This is a genomic window from Streptomyces sp. NPDC107654, assembly GCF_055639035.1.
Window position 1 is genome coordinate 22,217 of the sequence record NZ_JBVKBI010000016.1, and the last position, 24,105, is coordinate 46,321.

The following is a 24,105-nucleotide window of genomic DNA, read 5'->3' on the forward strand; positions in this document are numbered from 1 at the left end:
AACGGCCAACGGCCCGGAAACACACAAGGAAACGGAGGTGGCGGATCCGGAACGTCCGAGTTGGCACCCTTGTGCGAATCGGCGCGAGGGTTTTGGGTGGGACGAGTGCCTGTCCGGCCCACATTCCGGGCCGGTGGCATGGTGGAACTTCAGGAGGATTCCGACATGTCCGACACGCAGAGCGACGGCGGTGACTGTACAAACCACCGCACCGCCGTCACCGAGGCCGAGGTGGAGGCCCTGGTCCGGGGCATCTGCTTCAAGACCGGACCGCCCCGCACCCTCGGTGTCGAGCTGGAGTGGCTGGTCCACCCGCTGGAGCTGCCGCAGCTCCCCGTCTCACCCGAACGACTCGAAGCGGCCTACGCCACCCTGCGGACCGTACCCCTCGGTTCGGCGCTCACCGTCGAACCCGGAGGCCAGCTGGAGCTGAGTTCGCCTCCCGCCGCCTCCCTGATGGAGTGCGTCGACACCGTCTCCGCCGACCTGGACGCCGTCCGGGCCGTGCTGGCCGAGGACGGTCTCGGTCTCGCGGGCATCGGCCACGACCCCTGGCACCCGCCGCGCAGGTTCCTGCACGAGCCCCGCTACGACGCCATGGAGACCTGCCTGGACCGCACCGGTCCGGCCGGCCGGCACATGATGTGCGCCTCGGCGTCCGTCCAGGTCTGCGTGGACGCCGGCCACGAGGAGCCCGGCCCGCTGGGGCACGTCCGGCGCTGGTGGCTGGCGCACCTGCTGGGCGCGGTCCTGGTGGCCGCGTTCGCCAACTCGCCGCTGCTCGGCCGGCGGCCCACGGGCTGGCAGTCGACCCGGCAGCTGATGTGGATGGAGATCGGTGCCGGCCGGGCCGGCGCTCCCCCGCTGAACGGCGCGCCGCGGGACGCCTGGGCCCGGCACGTGCTGGACTCACCGGTGATGTGCGTCCGCCGGGACAGCGGGCCCTGGGAGGTGCCCGAGGGGCTCACCTTCCGGGAGTGGACCCGATCCGGCGGCCCCCGGCCGCCCACCCGGGCGGATCTCGACTACCACCTGACCACCCTGTTCCCGCCGGTCCGGCCGCGCGGTCATCTGGAGCTGCGGATGATCGACGCGCAGCCCGGGGCGGACGGCTGGCTCGTGCCGCTCGCGGTGACGGCCGCGCTGTTCGACGACCCGGAGGCCGCCGAGACCGCCTACCGGGCCGTGAAACCGCTGGCCGAACGGGCCCGGACCATCCCCGCACCGCACAACCCGCTGTGGGTGGACGCGGCCCGGCACGGGCTCGCCGACCCGGAGCTGCGCGAGGCCGCCGGCATCTGCTTCGCGGCGGCCCTGGAGGCGCTGCCCCGGCTCGGCGCCACCACCCGGATCACCGACGCCGTGGCGGCGTACCGGGAACGCTACGTCGCCCGGGGCCGCTGTCCGGCCGACGACCTGCTGGACCGGCCGCCCGCCGCGGACCCGCCCCGTTCCGGCCCGGCCGGGGGCACCCGCACCGCCGACCGGAGGAAGGACATCCGTACATGACCGCCCCCGAGACGGAGACCACGCCGACGGACACCGAGGCGCTGCGGGAGCGCGCGCTGGCCTCCCTCACCACCGCCCGTGACCGCACCACGCTGCTGACCTCCTGCGTCGAGGAACCGGACCTCACCGCCCAGCACTCCCCGCTGATGTCCCCGCTGGTGTGGGACCTCGCGCACATCGGCAACCAGGAGGAGCTGTGGCTGCTGCGGGCGGTCGGCGGCCGGGAGGCGATGCGACCGGAGATCGACAACCTGTACGACGCCTTCGAGCATTCGCGGGCCGAGCGGCCCTCGCTGCCGCTGCTGGCGCCCGCCGAGGCCCGCCGGTACGCGGCCGAGGTCCGCGGCCGGGCGCTGGACCTGCTGGAGGCGGCGGACTTCCACGGCACCCGGCTGACCGAGGCCGGCTTCGCCTTCGGCATGATCGCCCAGCACGAACAGCAGCACGACGAGACGATGCTGATCACCCATCAGCTGCGGAAGGGGCCGCAGGTCCTGACCGCCCCGGACCCGGAGCCGCTCCCGCTGTTCACCGGTCCGGCCGAAGTCCTCGTACCCGGCGGCCCGTTCACCATGGGCACCTCCGGCGAGCCCTGGGCGCTGGACAACGAACGCCCGGCGCACCCGCGGGAGGTGGCCCCGTTCTGGATCGACACGACCCCGGTGACCAACGCGGCGTACCAGGCGTTCATCGAGGACGGCGGCTACGACACCGAGCGCTGGTGGTCGCCGGAGGGCTGGGCGCACATCAGGCAGCACTCCGTCACGGCCCCGCTGTTCTGGCGGCGCGACGGCGGCCAGTGGCTCAGGCGCCGGTTCGGGATCACGGAGCCGGTCCCGCCGGACGAGCCGGTGCTGCACGTGTGCTGGTACGAGGCGGACGCCTACGCCCGCTGGGCCGGGCGGCGGCTGCCCACCGAGACGGAGTGGGAGAAGGCGGCCCGCTTCGACCCGGCGACCGGCCGCTCGCGGCGCTACCCGTGGGGCGACGCCGACCCGGCGCCCGAGCACGCCAACCTGGGCCAGCGGCACCTGAGGCCCGCCCCGGCCGGCAGCTACCCGGCCGGCGAGTCGCCGCTCGGGGTACGCCAGCTGATCGGCGACGTGTGGGAGTGGACGGCGAGCGACTTCCTGCCGTACCCGGGCTTCCAGGCCTTCCCGTACAAGGAGTACTCCGAGGTGTTCTTCGGCCCGGAGTACAAGGTGCTGCGCGGCGGTTCGTTCGCCGTGGACCCGGTGGCCTGCCGGGGCACGTTCCGCAACTGGGACTACCCGATCCGCCGGCAGATCTTCTCCGGGTTCCGCACCGCCCGCTCGGAGACCGTCTGATGTGCCGTCACCTCGCCTACCTGGGCCCCGATGCGCCGCTCGGCCGGGTCCTCGCGGAGCCCCCGCACAGTCTGGTCCGCCAGTCGTGGGCGCCGCGCCGGCAGCGGTACGGGACGGTCAACGCCGATGGTTTCGGGGTGGGTTGGTACACCTCGGAGGACCCCGTCCCGGCCCGCTACCGGCGGGCCGGGCCGATCTGGGCCGACCTGTCCTTCGCCGACCTGGCCCGGGTCGTGCGCTCGGGTGCCGTGCTGGCGGCCGTCCGGGACGCGACCCTCGCCGGGGCGGACGCCGAGGCCGCGGCGGCGCCGTTCGCGGCCGGGCGGTGGCTGTTCAGCCACAACGGGGCGGTGGCGGGCTGGCCGGAGTCGGCCGCGCCCCTGGTCTCCGCGCTGCCGCCGGTCGACCTGCTGTCGCTCCAGGCCCGCACCGACTCGGCGTTCGTCTGGGCACTCGTCCTGCACCGCCTGCGCGGCGGCGACGAACCCGACCAGGCCCTGGGCGAAACGGTGCGCCGGCTGGCCGCCGCCGCGCCCGCGTCCCGCCTCAACCTGCTGCTGACCGACGGAACCACGATCGCCGCCACCGCCTGGGGCGACTCGCTCTGGTACCGCACGGAGCCCGGCCGGAGCACGGTCGTCGCCTCGGAGCCGTACGACGACGACCCGCTCTGGCAGGAGGTTCCCGACCGCACCGTGCTCACCGCGAGCCGCGCCGGCGTGCTGCTCGCCCCGCTGGAGGATCCGGCGGCCGCAACCCCGAAGGAGCCCTGCCGTTGAGCCCCCTGCACGTCACCCGTACCCTCCCCGAGGACGCGACGGACGCCGCGCTGCGCGCCGACGTCCTGCACGGCCTCACCGCCACCCCCAAGTGGCTGCCGCCGAAGTGGTTCTACGACGCCCGCGGCAGCGAGCTGTTCGAGCGGATCACCGGACTGCCCGAGTACTACCCCACGCGGGCCGAGCGGGAGATCCTCGCCGCCCGCTCCGGTGAGATCGCCGCGGCGAGCGGTGCCCGTACCCTGGTCGAACTGGGCTCGGGCTCCTCCGAGAAGACCCGCTATCTGATCGAGGCCCTCTCCTCGCTCGCCGTCTACGTCCCGGTCGACGTCAGCGAGAGCGCCCTCGTCCGGGCCGGGCAGGCCCTGATCGAGGAGCGCCCGGATTTGGACGTTCACGCGCTGATCGCCGACTTCACCGCCCCGTTGACCCTGCCGGCGACGCCGGGGCCCCGGCTGGTGGCGTTCCTCGGCGGCACGATCGGCAACCTGCTGCCCGCCGAACGCGCCGCCTTCCTGGCCTCGGTGCGCTCGCTGCTCGCCCCGGGCGACGGGCTGCTGCTCGGCACGGACCTGGTCAAGGACGAGGCGGTGCTGGTCCGCGCCTACGACGACGCGGCCGGGGTGACGGCCGCGTTCAACAAGAACGTGCTGGCCGTGGTCGACCGGGAACTGGGCGCCGACTTCGACCCGGACGCCTTCGACCACGTGGCCCTGTGGGACGCCGAGCGTGAGTGGATCGAGATGCGGCTGCGCTCCCGGACCGCGCAGACGGTGAAGGTGCCCGCCCTGGGACTCGCCGTGGACTTCGCGGCGGGCGAGGAGCTGCGCACCGAGGTGTCGGCCAAGTTCCGCAAGGAGGGCGTGACGGCGGAACTGGCCGCGGCCGGACTGCGGTTGACCCACTGGTGGACGGACGCGCAGGACCGCTTCGCGCTGTCGCTGAGCGTGGCCGGGTGAACCGGGTGAACCCAGTGAGCCGGGCGCGAACGGTGGCCGTGGCGGTGCGGTCAGCCCACGTCCGGGGCGAGCGCCTCGGTGATCTTCCGTGAGGCGCGGCGGGCCTCGGTCGCCGGGTCCGCTCCGTTCAGCACCCGGGTCATGTACTCCTTGATCGGGTTGTCGGCCTCCACGTCGGCCCACTGAGGGGTGGCGGGGGTCGCCCTGCCGTGCGCCGCGCCCGCGGCCATGGCGGCGACCCCCTCCTCGTCCGCGACCGCGCCGGCCAGCGTGGTCTTGTTGGGCACGTAGTTCATGGTGCGGGCGAGTTCGGTGTCCCACTTGGCTCCGGTGAGCGCCGCGACGACGGCGGTCGCGGCGAACTGGTCGTCGGTGTTGCGCGGCACGACCAGGTCGGAGCCGCCGGTGAAGACGGCACCGGGCCGCCCGGAGGTCCTGCCGGGCACGGGGAAGAAGCCCAGCCTGCCCTTCAGTTCCGGGTTCTTCCGGAGGATCGACTGGGTGAGCCCGGGTACGGCGATGATCTGAGCGACCCGGCCTTCGGCGAACACCCCGGCCTGGGGCGGGTGTTCCTCGTCGGCGTCCACGGGTCCCCGGCCGAGCGCCTGGAGCCTGCGGTAGAAGTCCATGCCGCGCAGGGCGGCCGGGGTGTCCAGGGTGCCGTGCCAGGCGTAGTCCTTCTCCCGGGCGAGGTCGCCGCCCTCGTCCCAGATGAAGCCGGAGAGCGTGTACCAGTCCTGTCCGGCGAGGTAAATCCCTTGATTGCCGCCGGAGTTGAGTTTTTCGGTGGCGGTGAGCCAGGCGTCGCGGGTCTCGGGCGGGCGGGTGATGCCGGCCTGCTCGAACAGGTCCTTGCGGTAGATGACGACGCGGTTGGCCGCGTACCAGGGGATGCCGTACTGCTTGTTGCCGTCCTTGCCGGGCTGGGCGAGGCCGGGCAGCCACTTCTCCTTGCCCCAGTCCCGCATCGACTCCAGCGTGAGGTCCGCGAGCCGGCCGCCGTCCGCGTACAGCGGCACCTGGGTGTTGCCGACCTCGATGACGTCCGGGCCGTCGCCGGAGTCCGCCTTGAGCGCGGTGCGGACCTTCTGGACGATGCCGGTCCAGTCCTGGATGCGGATGTCGAGGCGCAGGTCCTCGTGGGTGCGTTCGAAGTCCTCGGTGAACCGTTGCAGGAACTCCCTGGAGGCACTGTCCTTCATCAGCCACACGGTGACGGTCTTCCGCTCGTGGTCGCCGGGGAGCATCCCACAGCCGCTGACGAGGGTTCCGGTGACACAGACGAGGGCGAGCAGACGACGTCTCACGAGGGGTCCTGTTCTGTCTGGCTGGGGTGCTGGGACAGGGAAGGGGGCCCGACGTGGGGGGACGAGCGGGAGGCTCGTACGGGTGTGGTGGATTTTGGTATGGACCAATGCTGAGGTCAAGGGCTAGCGGGCGTTCGGCTGTGACGCCGTGCGGGCCGGGCGGGGATGCGGCACGGTGGAGTACGGCGTGACACCCGCGCGGAGAGGAGCCCCCTCATGACCCACCACACCTACCGGCTCACCGAGATCGTCGGCAGCTCGCACGAGGGCGTCGACCAGGCCATCCGCAACGGCATCGAACGCGCCGGCCAGACCCTGCGCAACCTGGACTGGTTCGAGGTGACGCAGATCCGCGGCCAGCTGGGGGACGGGCAGATCGAGCACTGGCAGGTGTGCCTCAAGGTGGGCTTCCGCATCGAGGACGGGGAGTGACCCGCCCGGTCAGGTACGCCCCTCCCGCTCCTGTGCCTCCCGCAGCGCGGCCGACTGGGCGGCCCAGCGGGCCCGTACGACGGTGAACCCGGCGCGTTCCGCGTCGTCGCACACCAGCTCGTCGTCGTCCACGAGCACCCGGATCTCCCGGTCCCGGGCGAGCCGGCGCAGGATCTCCAGCTTGGTGAACCGGGCGGGCCGGCGGTCGGCGTTGCCCCGCATGAACACCCGCCCCTGGGGCAGGCCGTGGGCCGCGAGCCAGTCCAGCGTGTCCCGGCGGCACCGCTCGGGACGGCCGGTGAGGTAGAGGACCTCGCACGCGCGGGCGCTCTCCACGGCCAGCGCCACGCCCTCCGCGAGCGGCGGGTCCTGGGGCGCGGCGGCGAAGAACGCGTCCCAGTTCCGCGGCCGGCTCACCAGGAAGTGCTGGCGGTGGGCGGTGTCGGCCAACGTGTTGTCGAGGTCGAACACGGCCAGCGGGCGCCTGCTGCTGTCTGTCACACCGGCCACCCTAGCCAGCCCGCGGACCCCGGCAACCTCCGCGCCGGCGGCCGCGACCGGGTACGGAGGAACCGGCGGCCACCCCGCGGACCTCATGCCCGGCACGCCGATCAGCCCGCGCGGGAATCCCCCGGCCGGCAGGGTGTTGAACCTTGCGTGAGCAGCTCAGTGATCAGCCGGACCCGGTTCTCCGTCCTCGACCGCTCCCGCACCCGTGAGGGCCACCCGCCCGCCGAGGCGCTGCGGGACACCGTCGCGCTGGCCCGGGAGACGGAGAGGCTGGGCTACCACCGGTTCTGGGTCTCCGAGCACCACGGGGTGCCGGGGGTGGCCGGCTCCGCGCCGACCGTGCTCGCCGCCGCGGTCGCCGCGGCCACCCGCACCATCCGGGTCGGCACCGGCGGGGTCATGCTCCCCAACCACCGGTCCTTGGTCGTCGCCGAGCAGTTCGGCGTGCTGGAGGCGCTTTTCCCGGGGCGGGTCGACATGGGGCTCGGCCGTTCCGTCGGCTTCACGGACGGGGTGCGCAGGGCGCTGGGCCGGGACAAGGGGGACGCCGAGGACTTCGCGGCGCAGCTCGCAGAGCTGCTGGACTGGTTCACGGGCGGCTCCCCGTCCGGGGTGCACGCGCGCCCCGCGGAGGGGCTGACCGTGCCGCCGTTCGTACTGGCCATGGGCGAGGGCGCGGAGATCGCGGCCCGCGCGGGCCTGCCCAGGGTCATCGGCGACCTGCGCGGCCGAGAGAAGCTGCTGCGCGGGATCGACCGGTACCGCTCCCTGTTCCGCCCCTCCCCCTGGGCCGCCGAGCCGTACGTGGTCGTCTCCGGCACGGTCGCCGTCGCCGGCACCGCGGCCGAGGCGCGCCGGCTGCTGGTCCCCGAGGCCTGGTCGATGGCGTACTCCCGCACGCACGGCACCTTCCCTCCGCTCGCCCCCGCCGAGGAGGTCGAGGCCCGCACGATGACCGCGAGGGAACGGGGCTTCTACGAGTCCGGTCTCGCCGGGCACATCGCCGGCACCGCGGAGCAGGTCGCCCACGAGCTGGAGACGGTGCTGAAGGAGACGGGCGCACAGGAGGTGCTCGTGACGACCAGCACCTACGACCGTACGGCCCTGCTGGACTCCCACCGTCGGCTCGCCGGGCTCTTCGCACCCGGGCGGTGAGCGGTTCGAGATGCGGTCCCGGCCCGGGGCGGTGACCCTGGGAGGGCAAGCCTGGAAGCGACGAGGAGGGCTGCCATGTCCTTCATGGACAAGATCAAGGGCATGCTCAAGGGCCACGAGAGCATGACCGACAAGGGCATCGACAAGGGCGGGGACTACCTCGACCAGCGCACCGGGAACAAGTACCAGTCGCAGGTCGACACCGGGCAGGACCGGCTGAGGGACGAGTTCGGCACCGGTCGGGACCGGAACGACCCTCCGCGGTCGTAACGCACGGGGGCGGCTAGAGTAAACCCCCGATGCACAGCCCCCATGACCCGTACGTCCGCGTGCGCGGCGCCCGTGAGCACAACCTCAAGGGTGTCGACGTGGACATCCCCCGTGACGTACTGGCCGTGTTCACCGGCGTCTCCGGCTCGGGCAAGTCCTCCCTGGCGTTCGGCACGGTCTACGCCGAGGCCCAGCGACGGTACTTCGAGTCGGTGGCGCCGTACGCGCGCCGGCTGATCCACCAGGTCGGGGCCCCCACGGTGGGCGAGATCACCGGGCTGCCGCCCGCGGTCTCGCTGCAGCAGCGGCGTGCGGCCCCCACCTCGCGTTCCTCGGTGGGCACGGTCACCAACCTCTCGAACTCGCTGCGCATGCTGTTCTCACGCGCCGGCACGTATCCGCCCGGCGCCGAACGGCTCGATTCGGACGCGTTCTCGCCGAACACGGCCGCCGGCGCCTGCCCCGGGTGCCACGGTCTCGGCCGGGTGCACGAGACCGCCGAGGAGCTGCTGGTCCCGGACCCCTCGCTGTCCGTCCGCGAGGGCGCCGTCGCGGCATGGCCGGGCGCCTGGCAGGGCAAGAACCTGCGGGACATCCTGGACGCGCTCGGGTACGACGTGGACCGGCCCTGGCGGGACCTGCCCGCCGAGCAGCGCGAGTGGATCCTGTTCACCGACGAGCAGCCGGTCGTCACCGTGCACCCGGTCCGGGACGCGGACCGCATCCAACGGCCGTACCAGGGCACTTACACGAGCGCCCGCCGGTACGTCCTCAAGACCTTCTCCGACACCAGGTCGGCGACCCTCAGGGCGAAGGCGGAACGCTTCCTGACCAGCGCGCCCTGCCCGGCCTGCGGGGGCAGCCGGCTGCGGCCCGAGGCGCTCGCGGTGACCTTCGGCGGCCGGACCATCGCCGAGCTGGCCGCGCTGCCCCTGACCGACCTCGCGGGGCTGCTCGACGGCGGCGGCGAGGCGGCCAGGGTGCTCACGGCCGACCTGAAGTCCCGGATCGCGCCGGTGGTCGAGCTGGGCCTCGGCTACCTCAGCCTGGACCGGGCCGCCCCCACCCTCTCGGCGGGCGAGCTGCAGCGGCTGCGGCTCGCCACCCAGTTGCGCTCCGGCCTCTTCGGTGTCGTCTACGTGCTGGACGAACCGTCCGCCGGACTGCATCCGGCGGACACCGAGGCGCTGCTGACCGTGCTGGAGCGGCTCAAGGCGGCCGGGAACTCGGTGTTCGTGGTGGAACACCACCTGGAGGTGGTGCGCGCCGCGGACTGGGTGGTCGACGTGGGCCCCGGGGCGGGCGAGCACGGCGGACGGGTGCTGTACAGCGGGCCGCCGGCCGAGCTGGCGTCGGTGGAGGAGTCGGCGACGGCCGTGTTCCTCTTCGACGAGTCGCCCGGGCCGGCCCGTGAGGTCCGCGAGCCGCGCGGCTGGCTGACGGTGGGTCCGGTGACCCGGCACAACCTGCGCGGGGTGACGGCGGGGTTCCCCGTCGGCGCGTTCACGGCGGTCACCGGTGTCTCCGGCTCCGGGAAGTCCACGCTCGTCGGCGAGTTGACCGAGGAGGTGCCGGGTGTCGAGCGGCTGGTCCGGGTCGACCAGAAGCCCATCGGACGCACCCCGCGCTCCAACCTGGCCACCTACACGGGCCTGTTCGACGTCGTGCGGAAGGTGTTCGCCGGCACCGAGGAGGCGCGGGCGCGCGGGTACGGGGTGGGGCGGTTCTCCTTCAACGTGGCCGGCGGACGCTGCGAGACCTGCCAGGGCGAGGGGTTCGTCAGCGTGGAGCTGCTGTTCCTGCCCAGCACCTACGCACCGTGTCCCGACTGCGGCGGCGCCCGCTACAACCCGCCGACGCTCCAGGTGGAGTACCGGGGACGGAGCATCGCCGACGTGCTGGACCTGACGGTGGAGGCCGCCGCGGAGTTCTTCGCGGACACACCGGCCGCCGCCCGCAGCCTCGGCACCCTGCTCGACGTCGGCCTCGGCTATCTGCGGCTCGGCCAGCCGGCGACCGAGCTGTCCGGTGGGGAGGCCCAGCGGATCAAGCTGGCGAGCGAACTCCAGCGCGGGCGCCGGGGCCACACCGTGTACCTGCTGGACGAACCGACGACCGGACTGCACCCGGCCGATGTCGAGGTGCTGATGGACCGGCTGCACGGGCTGGTCGACGCCGGGCACACGGTCGTCGTGGTGGAGCACGACATGACGGTGGTCGCGGGCGCCGACTGGGTGATCGACCTGGGCCCGGGCGGCGGCGACCGGGGCGGCCGGATCGTGGCGGCCGGCCCGCCGGCCCGGGTGGCCCGGGCCCAGGGCAGCGCCACGGCGCCCTACCTGGCGCGGGTCATGCCCTGAGCCGGGCGGGGCGCCGCGGGCGAGGGGGCGGTGGGGCTCAGGTGCTGAGCAGGCGGTTGAAGAAGGAACGGTAGCGCCGCAGCGCTCCCCGGAGTTCCTCCGTGTCCACCTTCTCGCCCTCGCCCCACTGGCTCTCCAGGTCCTTCTTGTGCTGGGCGAAGGTGGAGGCCAGGGTCTGCATGACGTCGGCGACCAGGGCGTCGGCGTCGTGCACGGCCTCGCGCGGGTCGTCAACGAACCGGTTCTGGATCGCCTGCCAGCGGTCGCGGAAGTCCCGCTCGTCGTCGTCCGTCAGCAACTGCGGAGCCTCGTCGTCCGAGGCGCCCGGAGCACCCGTGGCGGCCGGGGCCCGCGTGGTCCCCGACGTCTCGGCCGAGGTCTCGGCCAGGGGCTCGTCCGAGGTCTCGGCCAGGGGCTCGTCCGGGGCTTCGGCCCCGGCTCCGCCGGTGACGGACGTGTCGCCCGCGGTCTGGGTCCCGGTGCTCTCACCGGGATACATCGGGGCCCCAGCGGAGGTCTCCTCCGGCTCGGCGTCCGCACCCGTGGCCGTCGGCCGGGCGAGGTCCTCGGTCGACAGATCGCCGGTGGTGCGGCCCGCGTCCTCGTTCCTGTGCATGGGTTCCTCCGTGCGGAGTGGTGATCGCGGTCAGGACCGAGCGGCTTGCGCCCGGCCGCCGCCGTCGGAGAGCAACTCGTCGAACAGGGCGCGGTAGTGCACCATGGCGCCCCGCAACTGTTCGGTCGTCGCCTGCTTACGGGTGGAGAGGGCCTCCACCTCGTGCGCGGCCCGGTAGTGCTCCAGCGTGGAGCTGTGCTCCACCGAGAGGTCCCTCATCTGCTGCTCGTACCCCTCGGTCGGATACCCGCGCTCGTGCATCAGGGAGGTCACCAGGCGGTCCGCGTCGTGCACCGCGTCCTCCGGCCGGTCGACGAACTCCTCCTGGACACTGGTCCACTCCCGCGTGTAGCGGTCCCGTGAGACGGGGGGCAGCGCCTTGATGTCCAGCGAGTCGTGTCGCCTCTCGCGCTCCCGGAGCTCACGCTCGGCGGCGAGCCGGCTGTCGGATCCCTCGACCGTCCGTTCGTACTCCGGGCCGAAGCGTTCACGGAGGTGACGGCGTCGCATCAGCAGTGAGACCGCCACAGCGGCCAGAGCGATCACCACCACGATCGGAATGATGATCGCCAGAAGCGTTCCCGTAGACATGGGCACACGCTCCTCAGGGAGTAGTGATGTGCACTGTCCGAATTCCCTTTTGCGGCTTTTCTACGCATTCAAGGAACGCCTACGTGTACAGGACATGGGCCCGTACGGCGGTGACCAGGGCGGTGTGGGTCCAGGCGGGCTCGGGGGCGGCCGGCTGGGCCGCGCGGGCGAGGGAGCGGCGGTCGCGGTGGGCGCCCGGCCGGAGCAGCGGGTGGACCTCCACCTCGGCGACCAGGCCCCGGGTCCGGGCCACCCGCCACAGGGAGGCCGGCAGGGTGTCCTCGCCGACGAAGGCCGCAGCGGTGCCGGGGCCGCCGCCCAGCTGCCGGTAGCGCAGGCCGACCGGCTGGACGGGGACGCCCGCGTCCAGCGCGGCCTGGAACACGGCCCGGCGGAAGCGGCCGTGGGCGCGCCCGCACCAGGTGCTGCCCTCGGGGAAGGCGGTCACGGCCGCGCCCGCACCGAGGGCACCGGCGATCTCGGCGACCGTACCGGGCAGGGCGCGCAGCCGGTCCCGTTCGATGAACAGGGCCCCGCCGCGCGCCGCGAGCGCGCCCGCCAGCGGCCACCGCCGGATCTCGGTCTTGGCGAGCATCCGGGCCGGGCGTACGGCGGTGAGCAGCGGGACGTCCAGCCACGAGACGTGGTTGGCGACCAGCAGCAGCCCGCCGCCCTGCGGGGCGGCGCCGGTGACGCGGACCCGGACCCCGATGGCCCGCACGATCATCCGGCACCAGCGCCTGACCCACTCGGCGGGGATCGTCCCGCCGAGCGGGGACAGCGCGACCCCGGCCAGCAGCAGGACCGCGACCGCGGTCAGCCGCAGCACGGCACGGGGTACGGCGGCGGCGGCGCGGACCGGTTCCACGCAGGCGCCCGGAGTGCAGGGCGCGGTGGGCAGCCAGACGCTCATCAGGCCGGGACGAGGGAGAGGAAGTGCCGCAGATAGCGCGGGTCGACCCGGCGCATCGACAGCAGGACGTACAGGTCGGCGACCCCGAAGTCGGGGTCGTGCGCGGGCTCCCCGCACACCCAGGCGCCCAGCCGGAGATAGCCGCGCAGCAGCGCCGGGAGGTCGGTGCGGCCGGCCGGGGCCCCGCCGTCCGGGACCCAGGGCAGGAGCGGACGGACCCGGAACTCCTCGGGCGCCAGGTGCTTGCCGCGCACCCGCTCCCAGGTGCCGGTGGCGAGGGCGCCGCCGTCGGCGAGCGGCACGGAGCAGCAGCCCGCCAGCCACTCGTGGCCCCGGTCGGTCATGTAGCGGGCTATGCCGGCCCAGATGAGGCCGATGACGACGCCGTCGCGGTGGTCGGGGTGGACACAGGATCGGCCGACCTCGACCAGGCCGGGCCGGATCGCGTCGAGCGCGGTGAGGTCGAACTCGCCCTCGGAGTAGAGCCGGCCGGCGACCGCGGCCCGCTCCGGGGGCAGCAGCCGGTAGGTGCCGACGACCTGCCCGGTCACCTCCTCGCGGACGAGGAGGTGGTCGCAGTAGGCGTCGAAGGCGTCGACGTCGTGCCCCGGCTCGGCGGTGGCCAGCAGGGCCCCCATCTCCCCGGCGAAGACGTCGTGCCGCAGCCGCTGCGCGGCACGCACGTCGGCCTCGTCACGGGCGAGGGTGACGGTGTAGCGGGTGGGTGCCGCGGGCTGCGCGGGACGGTCGAGGGCGGTCACGCCGGTCATGGCTCTCTCCTGGGCACGGGCCGGGTCGGCGACGGGGACGGCGGGCCGGATGGGTACGGGCCGCCGCTCCTGTTCTTCCGACGCCGGTTGGCGTACGCGTGACGCGTGCCGGGAGAGCGGATGTGGGGGTGGTGAACGCCGGGGTCGGCCGTTCTCGGCCACGCATCCGGCGAGCAGCCGTCCGGCTCCTCCGCGTCGAGCACCGCTTCAGCACGAGGTCGCCCGTCATGTGCGGGAAGAACCGGCCGGCGGGCGGCTCCGCTCGTACGACGGCGGGTCCGGGACGAGAAGTCGTACGCCGTCCACGACGGGAACGTCCGAGCGGGAGCCCTCGTTCCACACCCGGTCGCCGGAGGGGGTGACGGGGTTGAAGGAGCCGGTGGTGTCCACCTGTCCGGGCCGGTCCCGGCAGACGGCCGCCTCCTCGGCGGAGGGGGCGCGGCCGGGCGGGTGGCCGCCGCCGGTCAGGACGTCGGCGCTACCGCTCATGCGCAGCACGTGACCGGTGCCGGTGGGGCGGTCCGGCACGACCGGCTCACCCGGGAAACACTGCTGCGACCGGTCGGCTTCCCGTTCGCGGACGGCGGCCCCGGAACCGGCCGCGGCGTCGCCGAACCGCTCCCTCCGGAGATCGTGCGCGGAGCCTGCACATGCCCGGAAATCCAGACGGGGCCGGGGAGCACCTCCCGGCCCCGCCCGCCCGCCTCTGTCCGGCGAACGTCCTCAGGTGGTGGGCGCTAGCGCTTGCCCGCCTTCCGGGTGGCCCGCAGCCACTCCCTGTTCATGCTCGTGATCGACATCAGCGGAATGCCCTTGGGGCAGGCGGTGGCGCACTCACCGGTCAGCGTGCACCCGCCGAATCCCTCCGCGTCCATCTGCGCCACCATGTCCAGCACCCGCGTCTCCCGCTCGGGCGCCCCCTGGGGCAGCACGTTGAGATGGTTGACCTTGGCGGAGGTGAACAGCATCGCCGCGCCGTTCGGGCACGCGGCCACGCACGCCCCGCACCCGATGCACTCGGCGTGCTCGAACGCGAAGTCGGCGTCGGCCTTGGGCACCGGGGTGGCGTGGGCCTCCGGCGCGGACCCGGTCGGCGCGGTGATGTAGCCGCCGGCCTGGATGATCCGGTCGAACGCCGACCGGTCCACCACCAGGTCCTTGATCACCGGGAACGCGGACGCCCGCCACGGCTCGATGTCGATCGTGTCGCCGTCCCGGAAGGACCGCATGTGCAGCTGGCAGGTGGTGGTGCGCTCCGGTCCGTGCGCGTCGCCGTTGATGACCAGGCTGCACGCGCCGCAGATGCCCTCGCGGCAGTCGTGGTCGAAGGCGACCGGCTCCTCCCCGGCGAGGATGAGCCGTTCGTTGAGGACGTCCAGCATCTCCAGGAAGGACATGTCGGGCGAGATGTCGTCCACCTCGTAGGTGGACATCGCTCCTTCGGCGTCGGCGTTCTTCTGCCGCCAGACGCGCAGGGTGAGCTTCATGCGTAGCTCCGCTGGGTGGGGTGGACGTACTCGAAGACCAGGTCTTCCCTGTGCAGGACGGGCGCCTCGCCGGTGCCGGTGAACTCCCAGGCGGCGGCGTAGGAGAACGCCTCGTCCCTGCGGGCGGCCTCGCCGTCCGGGGTCTGGGACTCCTCGCGGAAGTGGCCGCCGCAGGACTCGGTGCGGTGGAGCGCGTCGAGGCACATCAGCTCGGCGAGTTCCAGGTAGTCGACGATGCGGTTGGCCTTCTCCAGCGACTGGTTGAACTCCTCGCCGGTGCCGGGCACCTTGATCCGGCGCCAGAACTCCTCGCGGATCTGCGGGATGCGCTCCAGGGCCTTGCGCAGGCCCGCCTCGCTGCGCGCCATGCCGCAGAACTCCCACATCAGCTCGCCGAGTTCGCGGTGGAAGGAGTCCGGGGTGCGGTCGCCGTCGACGGCCAGCAGCAGGTTGATCCGGTCCTCGGTCTCGGCCAGCGCCTCCTGGACGACGGGGTGTTCGTCGGTGACCGGTTCCTGGTGCGGGTTGCGGGCCAGGTAGTCGTTGATGGTGGCCGGCAGCACGAAGTAGCCGTCGGCGAGGCCCTGCATCAGCGCCGAGGCACCCAGCCGGTTGGCGCCGTGGTCGGAGAAGTTGGCCTCGCCGATCGCGAACAGGCCGGGGACGGTGGTCTGGAGGTCGTAGTCGACCCACAGGCCGCCCATCGTGTAGTGCACGGCCGGGTAGATCCGCATCGGCACCTCGTACGGATCCTCGTCGGTGATCCGCTGGTACATGTCGAAGAGGTTGCCGTACCTGGCCTCGACGGCCTCGCGGCCCATCCGCCGGATGGCGTCGGCGAAGTCCAGGTAGACGCCCTGGCCGCCGGGGCCCACTCCCCTGCCCTCGTCGCAGACGTTCTTCGCGGCGCGGGAGGCGATGTCGCGGGGCACGAGGTTGCCGAAGGACGGGTAGATGCGCTCCAGGTAGTAGTCGCGCTCGTCCTCCGGGATCTCGTTCGGCGGGCGGGTGTCGCCCTGGGCCTTCGGCACCCAGATGCGGCCGTCGTTGCGCAGCGACTCGCTCATCAGCGTGAGCTTGGACTGGTGGTCGCCGGTGCGCGGGATGCACGTCGGGTGGATCTGGGTGAAGCAGGGGTTGGCGAACCAGGCGCCGCGCCGGTGCGCCCGCCAGATCGCGGTCGCGTTGGAGTTCATGGCGTTGGTCGACAGGTAGAAGACGTTGCCGTAGCCGCCGGAGGCGAGGACGACGGCGTCCGCGAAGTACGTGTCGATCCTCCCGGTGACCAGATCCCGGGCGACGATCCCGCGGGCGCGCCCGTCGACCACGATCAGGTCGAGCATCTCGGTGCGCGGGTGCAACTCCACGTTGCCCGCGGCGATCTGCCTGCTGAGGGCCTGGTAGGCCCCGAGGAGCAGCTGCTGGCCGGTCTGGCCGCGGGCGTAGAAGGTGCGGGAGACCTGGACGCCGCCGAAGGAGCGGGTGTCGAGCAGACCGCCGTACTCGCGGGCGAACGGCACGCCCTGGGCCACGCACTGGTCGATGATCTCGACCGAGATCTGGGCGAGCCGGTGCACGTTGGACTCGCGGGCCCGGAAGTCGCCGCCCTTGACGGTGTCGTAGAACAGGCGGTGGACCGAGTCGCCGTCGTTGCGGTAGTTCTTCGCCGCGTTGATGCCGCCCTGCGCGGCGATGGAGTGTGCCCGGCGCGGGGAGTCCTGGTAGCAGAACTGGACGACGTGGTAACCCTGTTCGGCGAGGGTGGCGCCCGCGGAGCCACCGGCGAGGCCGGTGCCCACGACGATGATCGTGTGCTTGCGGCGGTTGGCCGGGTTGACCAGCCTGGCCTCGAAACGGCGCCTGTCCCAGCGTTCGTGGATCGGTCCGGCGGGGGCCTTCGTGTCGGTGACCGGCGTGCCGGTCGCGTAGTCGGCGTAGGTCGTCATGTCAGCTCACCACTCCGGTCATGACGCCCACGGGTACGGCGACGAAGCCGGCCGTGAGCAGCAGCGCGAGGACGTTCGCGAGGGTCTTCAGGGCGCGGTCGCGGGTGCGGCTGCCGACGCCGAGGGTCTGGGCGGCGCTCCAGAGGCCGTGCCGGATGTGCAGGCCGAGCGCCAGCATCGCGACGATGTAGACGACGTTGCCGTACCAGGTGGAGAAGGTGTCCACGACGTTCTGGTACGGGTGGCCCTCCTGGAAGCCGCCGGAGTGCACGGTGCCGGTGGTCAGGTCGAGGACGTGCCAGACGATGAACAGGCCGAGGATGACGCCGCCCCAGCGCATCGTGCGGGTCGCGTAACCGGCCCCGGGCTTCCTGTGCACGTACGTGCCGGGCCGTGCCCTGATGTCGCGTCGGCTGAGCTGGTACGCGGAGGTGGCGTGGGCGACCACGGCGACGACGAGGACGATCCGGACGAGCCAGAGCGTCCACTCGTAGTGCATGAAGGGTTCGCCGACCGTGCGCAGCCAGTGGGCGTAGTGGTTGAACTCCCCCGCGCCGAAGAAGATCTTCAGGTTCCCGATGACGTGGGCGACCAGGTACAGCAGCATGATCACGCCGCTGACGGCCATCACGGTCTTCTTGCCGACGGAGGAGTCCCACATCGTGCGCGCCATGGACGGTCGTCGGTCCGTCCGCGTTGCCAGAGCCATGGACAAGACGCTAGGGCCGAACGGGCCAATCGGTCCAAGACATGGTGCAGCTGGATTCCATAGGCCGAAGCTATCGTGGCGCCATGCAGTTCCAGCAGCTCCAGTATTTCGTGGCCGTCGCCGAGACCCGGCACTTCACCCGGGCCGCCGAGCTGGTCCATGTCGCCCAGCCGTCGCTGTCCCAGCAGATCAAGGCGCTGGAGCGGGAGCTGGGCGCGGACCTCTTCCTGCGCGCCCGGGGCAACATCACGCTCACCGACGCCGGGGAGGCGCTGCTGCCGCTGGCCCGGCGCATCCTGGCCGACGCGGACACCGCACGGCACGAGGTACAGGAGCTGGTCCAGCTGCGGCGGGGACGGGTCCGGCTGGGGGCGACACCGAGCCTGTGCACGGGGTTGCTGCCGGATGTGCTGCGCGCCTTCCACGACCGGTACCCGGGGGTCCGGCTGCTGATCGAGGAGAGCGGCTCGCACGACCTGGTACGGGAGCTGGCGCGCGGTGCGCTCGACCTCGCGCTGGTCGTGCTGCCGCTGCCGACGCCGGCGCCCGCGCTGACGACGGTGGAGCTGCTGCGGGAGGACCTCGTGGTGGTGTCCTCGCCGGAGGCGCCGGTGCCCGGCCGGGGCGGGCGGGCGGTGGAGATCCCCGACCTGGAGGGGGAACGGCTGGTGATGTTCCGGCACGGCTACGACCTGCGGGAACTGACCGTCGCGGCGTGCCGCTCCGCGGGGTTCGAGCCGGACTTCGCCGTGGAGGGCGGCGAGATGGACGCGGTGCTGGGGTTCGTCCGGGCGGGGCTCGGCGTGGCCGTCGTACCGCGGATGGTGGCCGCCCGGGCGGGCCGCGGACTACGGGTCACGCCCCTGGCCCGCCCCGGACTGCACCGCACCATCGCCCTCGCCCACCGCAGCGACGTGGCTCCGCCGCGGGCGGCCCGGGAACTGCAGCGGATGCTGCTGGAGCGGTAGGCGACGCGGAGGGAGCCGCAGAGGGTGCCGGCGGAACCTCAGAGGGTGCCCGCTGAGCCGCAGACGGTGCCGGCGGAGTCACGGGCGATCCCTGCTGAACGGCGGCCGACACCGCCGGAGCCGTGGCCGGCACCGGGGGAACGGCGGGCGGCACCGGTGGAACGGCAGGCGATCCCGACGGGACCGCAGGCGATCCCCACGGGACGCCAAGGCGACACCGCCAGACCCCCAGACGACCCCCACAGGACGCCAGGCGACACCGGCAGAGTCACAGGCGATCTCGGCGGAGCGGCGGGCGGCACCGCCAGGGCCGTGGTCGGTACCGGGGTGCCGCGGACGGTACCGGCGGAGCCGTCGGCGGTACCGGCGGAGCCGTCGGCGGTACCGGCGGAGCCGTCGGCGGTACCGGCGGAGCCGTCGGCGGTGCCGGTCAGTTCAGGACGGCCGGCCTGAGTACCTCCTCGCACCAGCGGCGGAAGGACGTGGGCGCGGTCTCGGGTGTGCTGGGTGCCGTGCTGCCGTAGAAGCCCTGCTCGGCCGTCGCGGACGCGAGGTCGGTCAGGCCGCGCGCCCAGTCCTCGCTCGCGCCGTGCCGCAGCAGCGTCGCCTTGTACTCCGCCTCACCGAGCCGCCGGAAGCGGACCGGGCGGTCCAGCACCTCGGACACCACGCGCGCCATGTCCTCGGGTGTCAGGGCGTCGGGGCCGACCGTCGGGACGTCCTCCTGGCCGGCCCAGGTGCCGTCCAGCAGCAGCCGTGCCGCCACGGCGCCGATGTCACGGGTGGTGCAGGTGCGCAGCACCCGGTCGCCGTACGTCGCCATGGCGATCACACCGCTGTCGCGGATCACCGCGGCCTGGTGGAGCAGGTTCTCCATGAGGTACGGCGGGCACAGCGCCCGGTGGTGGACGCCGGTGGCCCGGATCTCCTCGTCCATGGCCAGCGAGGCCGAGATCTGCCCGGCGTTCCGGGCGATGCCGCGGCCCAGGGTGGAGACGCCGACGACCCGCTCGACGCCCTCGGTGCGGATCGCGTCGACCAGGGGCCGGCTGAAGGCGCGGAAGTGTCCCTCGACGCTGTCGGCGGTGGGCGCCGGCGGCACCAGCCAGAAGACCCGGTCGACGTCCGCGCACGCCTTGGCGGCGACGTCGGGGTCGGCGTGCGAGCCGCTGACGGTCTCGACGCGGGCGCGTACGCGCGGGGACAGGCGGGCGGGGTCCCGGACGATCACGCGGACCTCTCCGGCCGCGTCCCCGGCGGCGAGGAGGGAGTCGAGGACCTGGCTGCCGATCTGGCCGGTCGGGGTGGTGACGAGGATCACGGAGGGCTCCTGGGAGAGGGGGAATCAGGCGTGGTCGAGCCTGCCGTCCGGCCTCCGGTAACTGAAGGACCGCTTCGCTCGCGGTTGTTACCCTCAGGGCAATAACGGCCTTCAGGGCAGCTGCCGAAAGGAGGGCGAAGCCGTGGAGTCCCGCCCGTTGCGCTACTTCGTCGCCGTCGCCGAGGAACTCAACTTCGCCCGCGCGGCCGAACGGCTGGGCATCTCCGCCCCGCCCCTGTCCCGGGCGATCCGCCGGCTGGAGACCGATCTCGGGGTCACCCTCTTCGAACGGACCACCCACAGCGTCGCGTTGACCCGGGCAGGCGAGGTGCTCCTCGCCGAGGCGCGGTTCGCGCTGGACGCGCTGGAGGCGGCCGGCCGGCGGGCCCGGCGCGCGGCGGGCCCGGACCGCACGCTGGTCCTGGCGGTCAAGGCCGACGGCGACGCGGGCCTGCTGGAGCCGGTCCTGGAGCGCTACGCCACCGACCCCGCCGCCGTACCGGTGACGGTCCGGCTGTGCGGCTGGCTGGAGCAGCCGCGGTTGCTGCGCCGCGGCGAGGCCGACGCCGCGCTGGTGCACGAGCCCTTCGACCGCACCGGCCTGGACAGCGAGACCCTGGTCGCCGAGCCGCGGGTCGCGGTGCTCGGCGCGGCCCACCCGCTCGCCGCCCGCGACCGGGTCCACCTCGCCGATCTGGGGCTGCGCCCCGGGGACCTGCACCGGTTCCTGGAGGAGACGCGGCGCGAGGGCCGCGATCTCGCCCAGGTGCTCACCCGTGTCGCCCTGGGCGAACTGGTCACCCTGCTGCCGGCGTCCGTCGCCGACCGCTATCCGCGTCCGGGCGTCGTCTACCGGCCCGTCCCGGACGCGCCGCCGTCGCTGCTGGCGATCGCCTGGCCGCAGCAGTCCCGCTCCACCGCCACCGCGGCACTCGTCCGGGCGGCCGCCGCCGTGGCCGCGACCGCCCGGACGGGGGACGACGGCGCGGCTCAGCCCGTGGCGTCCACCAGGGCCAGGTCGTGGAGCCTCTCCGGCGGGCCCGGACGGGCGTAGTACCAGCCCTGGGCCGTGTCGCAGCCCAGTATCCGCAGTTGCTCGGCCTGGGCGCCGGTCTCCACGCCCTCGACGGTGACCGCGAGATCGAGGCTGTGGGCCAGCGTGACGATGCCCTCCACGATCTTGAGGTCGACGGGGTCGGCCGGGAACTGCTGCATGCCCTGGGTGAAGGAGCGGTCGAGCTTGAGGACGCTCACCGGCAGGCGGCGCAGGTTGGCGAGGTTGGAGTAGCCGGTGCCGAAGTCGTCCAGGGCGATGTCGACGCCCATCTCGGCCAGCCTGCGCAGGGGTTTGAGCAGGTCGTCGTCGGCCCCGATGAGCGCGGACTCGGTGACCTCCAGGCAGAGGGCGTCCGGGGTGACGCCCGACCGTTCGAGGATGTCGACCGTGTCCTGCACCAGGCCGGGGTGGCTGAGCTGGCACGGGGACAGGTTGACGTTGATGCGCAGCGGACCGGCGGTGGTCTCCTCGCCGTGCCGCTCACGCCAGGCGCGGGCCTGGCGGATCGACTCCTCCAGGACCCAGCGGCCGAGCGGCACGATCAGCCCGGTGTGCTCGGCGAGCGGGATGAAGCGGTCGGGTCCGAGGACTCCGTGCTGCGGGTGCAGCCAGCGCACCAGGGCCTCGGCACCACGCACGCTGCCGTCGCCGAGGTGGACCAGGGGCTGGTACTCGATGAAGAACTCGCCGCGTTCCAGGGCCGTCGGCAGGGCCGTGGTCAGGCCGTGGCGGGTGATCGCGCGGGCGTCGGCCTCGGGGTCGGCGAGCTCGGAGCGGTTGCCGCCGGCCGACTTGGCCCGGTACATGGTGATGTCGGCGCTGCGCAGCACCTCCGCCGCGGTGCGCTCGCCGGCCGGACCCTCCACGATGCCGAGGCTGCCGCGCACCATGAGGTCACGGCCGTCGACGCTGATCGGGGTGACCAGCGCGTTCATGATGCGCTCGGCGAGTTCGTCCACCTTGCGTTCGGTGCCGGGGCCGGTGGTCAGGGCCACGAACTCGTCGCCGCCGAGCCGGGCGACCATCTCGCCGGGGGCGGTCGCGCAGGACTGGAGCCGGTCGGCGACCTCCACGAGCAGCCGGTCGCCGGCCGCGTGGCCGAGGCTGTCGTTGACGGTCTTGAAGCCGTCCAGGTCGAGGTAGCACAGGCCGAAGCGCTGGCCCTGGCCCGCGTTCAGGACCTTCTCCAGCCGTTCGAAGAACAGGGAGCGGTTGGGCAGGCCGGTGAGGGCGTCGTGCGTGGCCTCGTAGCGCAGCCGGAGGTTGAGCAGGCGGCGCTCGGTGGTGTCCTCCATCAGGGCGAGCTGGTACTGCGGGGTGCCGTCGGCGTCGCGCAGCAGGGAGACCGTCAGGTTGGTCCACAGGACCGTGCCGTCGGTGCGGTTGAAGGCCTTCTCCACGTGGTAGTGCTCGCGGTCGCCGCGCACGAGTTCGTCGTAGAGCCGCCAGGTCTGCGGGGCGTCCTCGGGGTGCACCCAGTCCTGGACGCGCCGGCCGCGCAGGGACTGCTCGGTGAGGCCGAACATGCGCAGCAGCGCCTCGTTGACCTGGAGGACGTTGCCGTCGAGGTCGGCGATGCCGATTCCTATCGCGGCGCCCTCGAAGACCGCGCGGAAGCGGGCCTCGCTGGCGTGGAGCGCCTGGGCCACCACGCCCTGGGCGCGCAAGGCGGCCTGGGCGATGGCCTGTTGCTCGGCGAGGGTGCGCTCGCGCAGCGCCTGGGCGTAGCCGGCGGCCATCGCGTGCTGCAAGCGCGAGGAGCGCATGCGCAGTTCGTCCTGCGGGCCGTCCTCGCCGCAGTACAGGACGAGGTAGGCGTCCACGCAGTCCAGGGTGCGGGCGAGGGCCTCGGGGTCGGTGCAGTGCGCCTCGACCAGGGCGGCACCCACGGCCTTCGCCGCGTCCGCGTCGAAGCTTCGGGCGCGCAGTAGCTCGCTCAACCGTCCTGCGAGCGGCAGGAGTTGCTCCTCGAACTCGGCACGGGTCAGCGACGTGGAGGTCACCGGGAAGAGGGCCCGGCTCCAGATCGTCGTCAACCGGCGCAGTCTGCCCTCCGGCTCGTCCGGCTCCGCGCTCACGCCGTACGCCCCACGCCGGCGAATCCGGAGAAGGCATACGGATCCTCGTCCTCCGGTGCCGATTCCGGGCGCCAGCGCGGCATCGGCACCAGTCCGGGTTCCACCATGTCGTACCCCTCGAAGAACCGCGCGATCTCGTCGCGCGAGCGCATGATCAGCGGGTTGCGAATGTCCTTGTACACGTCCACCGCGCCCTCGGCCCGCCCGGCGGGCAGCGGGATTCCCTCGTACGAGGCATGGGTGAGGATCAGCAGGCTGCCGGGCGCGAGCGCCTTGCGCAGCTCGGCCACCGCACCGTACGGGTCGTCCGCGTCTTCCACGAAGTGCAGTATGGCAACGAGGAGCAGGGCCACTGGCCGATTCAGGTCGATCAGCCGCTCCAGCCGGGGGCTTGCGAGGATCTCGTGGGGCTTGCGGAGGTCCGCCGCGACCACGTCGGCGGCGTCGTTGCCCGCCAGTACGGCCTGGCTGTGGGCCACCGCCACCGGGTCGTGGTCGACGTAGACGACACGGGCGCCCGGTACGGCCGTCTGTGCCACCTCGTGGACGTTGCCGAAGGTGGGGATGCCGGAGCCGATGTCGAGGAACTGGGTGATGCCCTCGTCGGCCGCGAACCGCACGGCCCGGCGCATGAACGCCCGGTTCGCCTGCATGATCTTCGGCAGGCCCGGCATGAACTCCATCGCCTTGCGGGCCGCTTCCCGGTCGACCTCGAAGTTGTGCGAACCGCCCAGGTAGTAGTCGTAGATCCGCGAGACGCTGGGCACCGAGATGTCGATGCTCCGTGGGGCCCAGGCGGGACGCTCCATGTGACTCTCCAAGGCGTGGACAGGTGTAGGCGATCCGGTGTTCGAGCTGAGGCTACTGATCGCCCGCCAAAGGAGCGACCCGAACCGGAAATTGACCGTCCGTTCCCGGTCACTGCCTGCGGCAAGTGCCCGTCCGGCCCCGCTGTGTCACGGCCGTGCGGCCGGACGTGCTCACCGCACACAACGATCCGCCCCCTCCGTGCGGTGCGGAGGGGGCGGATCTTCGGCCGC

Annotated in this window: 23 protein-coding genes; 10 read left to right on the plus strand and 13 right to left on the minus strand. The window is 73.0% G+C overall.

The features are described 5' to 3' along the window. Positions 1–165 precede the first annotated feature (165 nt). Genes egtA through egtD form a run of 4 tightly spaced genes read left to right on the plus strand, consistent with a single transcriptional unit; the run spans position 166 to position 4,575 of the window. Positions 166–1,509 (plus strand): ergothioneine biosynthesis glutamate--cysteine ligase EgtA, encoded by a 1,344-nt coding sequence (egtA, locus tag ACZ7N4_RS26075; RefSeq protein ID WP_471362007.1) that lies wholly within the window; start codon positions 166–168, stop codon positions 1,507–1,509. After that, positions 1,506–2,837 carry an ergothioneine biosynthesis protein EgtB gene (egtB, locus tag ACZ7N4_RS26080; protein WP_471362010.1) on the plus strand — a complete coding sequence of 444 codons (1,332 nt, stop codon included), beginning with the start codon at positions 1,506–1,508 and terminating at the stop codon, positions 2,835–2,837. Before egtA ends, egtB begins: the two co-directional genes overlap by 4 nt. Then, positions 2,837–3,616 carry an ergothioneine biosynthesis protein EgtC gene (gene egtC / locus ACZ7N4_RS26085; RefSeq protein ID WP_471362013.1) on the plus strand — a complete coding sequence of 260 codons (780 nt, stop codon included), beginning with the start codon at positions 2,837–2,839 and terminating at the stop codon, positions 3,614–3,616. Before egtB ends, egtC begins: the two co-directional genes overlap by 1 nt. Then, a complete protein-coding gene (gene egtD, locus ACZ7N4_RS26090; RefSeq protein WP_471362016.1) occupies positions 3,613–4,575 on the plus strand; it encodes an L-histidine N(alpha)-methyltransferase in 963 nt (320 codons plus the stop codon). Before egtC ends, egtD begins: the two co-directional genes overlap by 4 nt. A gap of 50 nt (positions 4,576–4,625) precedes the next feature. Here the strand turns inward: egtD and ACZ7N4_RS26095 are convergent, their stop codons facing one another. Then, complete coding sequence (locus ACZ7N4_RS26095; protein WP_471362019.1) at positions 4,626–5,882, minus strand: extracellular solute-binding protein; 1,257 nt, start codon at positions 5,880–5,882, stop codon at positions 4,626–4,628. A gap of 216 nt (positions 5,883–6,098) precedes the next feature. Between ACZ7N4_RS26095 and ACZ7N4_RS26100 the strand changes: the two genes are divergently transcribed. Then, the gene (locus ACZ7N4_RS26100) at positions 6,099–6,314 is read left to right on the plus strand and encodes a dodecin (protein ID WP_471362022.1); all 216 of its coding nucleotides are present in this window, start codon (positions 6,099–6,101) and stop codon (positions 6,312–6,314) included. Positions 6,315–6,323: 9 nt separating this feature from the next. Here ACZ7N4_RS26100 and ACZ7N4_RS26105 read toward each other — a convergent pair whose 3' ends face one another. Then, entirely contained in the window at positions 6,324–6,815 is a 492-nt protein-coding gene (locus tag ACZ7N4_RS26105) for a phosphatase domain-containing protein (RefSeq protein ID WP_471362024.1), read from the minus strand. Between the two features lie 156 nt (positions 6,816–6,971). Here ACZ7N4_RS26105 and ACZ7N4_RS26110 point away from each other — a divergent pair, with 156 nt between their 5' ends. From ACZ7N4_RS26110 to ACZ7N4_RS26120, 3 genes are all read left to right on the plus strand, one after another. After that, entirely contained in the window at positions 6,972–7,979 is a 1,008-nt protein-coding gene (locus ACZ7N4_RS26110) for an LLM class flavin-dependent oxidoreductase (RefSeq protein ID WP_471362027.1), read from the plus strand. A 75-nt stretch (positions 7,980–8,054) separates the two neighbouring features. Further along, positions 8,055–8,249, plus strand: coding sequence for an antitoxin (locus ACZ7N4_RS26115; RefSeq protein ID WP_471362030.1), 195 nt, complete (start codon positions 8,055–8,057; stop codon positions 8,247–8,249). A gap of 29 nt (positions 8,250–8,278) precedes the next feature. Next, on the plus strand, positions 8,279–10,609 hold the full coding sequence (locus tag ACZ7N4_RS26120; RefSeq protein ID WP_471362033.1) for an ATP-binding cassette domain-containing protein: 2,331 nt from the start codon (positions 8,279–8,281) through the stop codon (positions 10,607–10,609). 37 nt (positions 10,610–10,646) lie between these two features. On the opposite strand, the gene ACZ7N4_RS26125 is transcribed toward ACZ7N4_RS26120, so the two are convergent. From ACZ7N4_RS26125 to ACZ7N4_RS26160, 8 genes are all read right to left on the minus strand, one after another. Continuing rightward, complete coding sequence (locus tag ACZ7N4_RS26125; RefSeq protein WP_471362036.1) at positions 10,647–11,225, minus strand: hypothetical protein; 579 nt, start codon at positions 11,223–11,225, stop codon at positions 10,647–10,649. A 30-nt stretch (positions 11,226–11,255) separates the two neighbouring features. Further along, complete coding sequence (locus ACZ7N4_RS26130; RefSeq protein WP_471362039.1) at positions 11,256–11,816, minus strand: hypothetical protein; 561 nt, start codon at positions 11,814–11,816, stop codon at positions 11,256–11,258. A 79-nt stretch (positions 11,817–11,895) separates the two neighbouring features. Then, positions 11,896–12,729 (minus strand): lysophospholipid acyltransferase family protein, encoded by an 834-nt coding sequence (locus ACZ7N4_RS26135; RefSeq protein ID WP_471362042.1) that lies wholly within the window; start codon positions 12,727–12,729, stop codon positions 11,896–11,898. Then, positions 12,729–13,499, minus strand: a complete 771-nt coding sequence (locus tag ACZ7N4_RS26140; RefSeq protein ID WP_471362045.1) for a GNAT family N-acetyltransferase — start codon at positions 13,497–13,499, stop codon at positions 12,729–12,731. The genes ACZ7N4_RS26135 and ACZ7N4_RS26140 overlap by 1 nt, the downstream gene beginning before the upstream one ends. Positions 13,500–13,724: 225 nt before the next feature. Next, a complete protein-coding gene (locus ACZ7N4_RS26145) occupies positions 13,725–13,988 on the minus strand; it encodes a hypothetical protein (RefSeq protein ID WP_471362048.1) in 264 nt (87 codons plus the stop codon). Between the two features lie 248 nt (positions 13,989–14,236). Continuing rightward, positions 14,237–14,986 (minus strand): succinate dehydrogenase/fumarate reductase iron-sulfur subunit, encoded by a 750-nt coding sequence (locus ACZ7N4_RS26150; RefSeq protein ID WP_471362051.1) that lies wholly within the window; start codon positions 14,984–14,986, stop codon positions 14,237–14,239. Beyond that, entirely contained in the window at positions 14,983–16,932 is a 1,950-nt protein-coding gene (locus ACZ7N4_RS26155) for a fumarate reductase/succinate dehydrogenase flavoprotein subunit (protein ID WP_471362053.1), read from the minus strand. The genes ACZ7N4_RS26150 and ACZ7N4_RS26155 overlap by 4 nt, the downstream gene beginning before the upstream one ends. Before the next feature lies 1 nt (position 16,933). After that, positions 16,934–17,605 (minus strand): succinate dehydrogenase, encoded by a 672-nt coding sequence (locus ACZ7N4_RS26160; RefSeq protein WP_471362276.1) that lies wholly within the window; start codon positions 17,603–17,605, stop codon positions 16,934–16,936. Between the two features lie 119 nt (positions 17,606–17,724). On the opposite strand from ACZ7N4_RS26160, the gene ACZ7N4_RS26165 reads away from it, so the two are divergent. Further along, the gene (locus ACZ7N4_RS26165; protein WP_471362056.1) at positions 17,725–18,609 is read left to right on the plus strand and encodes a LysR family transcriptional regulator; all 885 of its coding nucleotides are present in this window, start codon (positions 17,725–17,727) and stop codon (positions 18,607–18,609) included. 430 nt (positions 18,610–19,039) lie between these two features. Here the strand turns inward: ACZ7N4_RS26165 and ACZ7N4_RS26170 are convergent, their stop codons facing one another. After that, positions 19,040–19,930 (minus strand): NAD(P)H-binding protein, encoded by an 891-nt coding sequence (locus tag ACZ7N4_RS26170; RefSeq protein ID WP_471362059.1) that lies wholly within the window; start codon positions 19,928–19,930, stop codon positions 19,040–19,042. Between the two features lie 142 nt (positions 19,931–20,072). Here ACZ7N4_RS26170 and ACZ7N4_RS26175 point away from each other — a divergent pair, with 142 nt between their 5' ends. After that, positions 20,073–20,984, plus strand: coding sequence for a LysR family transcriptional regulator (locus ACZ7N4_RS26175; RefSeq protein WP_471362062.1), 912 nt, complete (start codon positions 20,073–20,075; stop codon positions 20,982–20,984). Here the strand turns inward: ACZ7N4_RS26175 and ACZ7N4_RS26180 are convergent. Together ACZ7N4_RS26180 and ACZ7N4_RS26185 are read right to left on the minus strand one after the other, a co-directional pair. Beyond that, entirely contained in the window at positions 20,921–23,065 is a 2,145-nt protein-coding gene (locus tag ACZ7N4_RS26180) for a putative bifunctional diguanylate cyclase/phosphodiesterase (protein ID WP_471362065.1), read from the minus strand. The genes ACZ7N4_RS26175 and ACZ7N4_RS26180 overlap by 64 nt on opposite strands. Further along, positions 23,062–23,874, minus strand: a complete 813-nt coding sequence (locus tag ACZ7N4_RS26185; RefSeq protein WP_471362068.1) for an SAM-dependent methyltransferase — start codon at positions 23,872–23,874, stop codon at positions 23,062–23,064. The genes ACZ7N4_RS26180 and ACZ7N4_RS26185 overlap by 4 nt, the downstream gene beginning before the upstream one ends. Positions 23,875–24,105 lie beyond the last annotated feature (231 nt).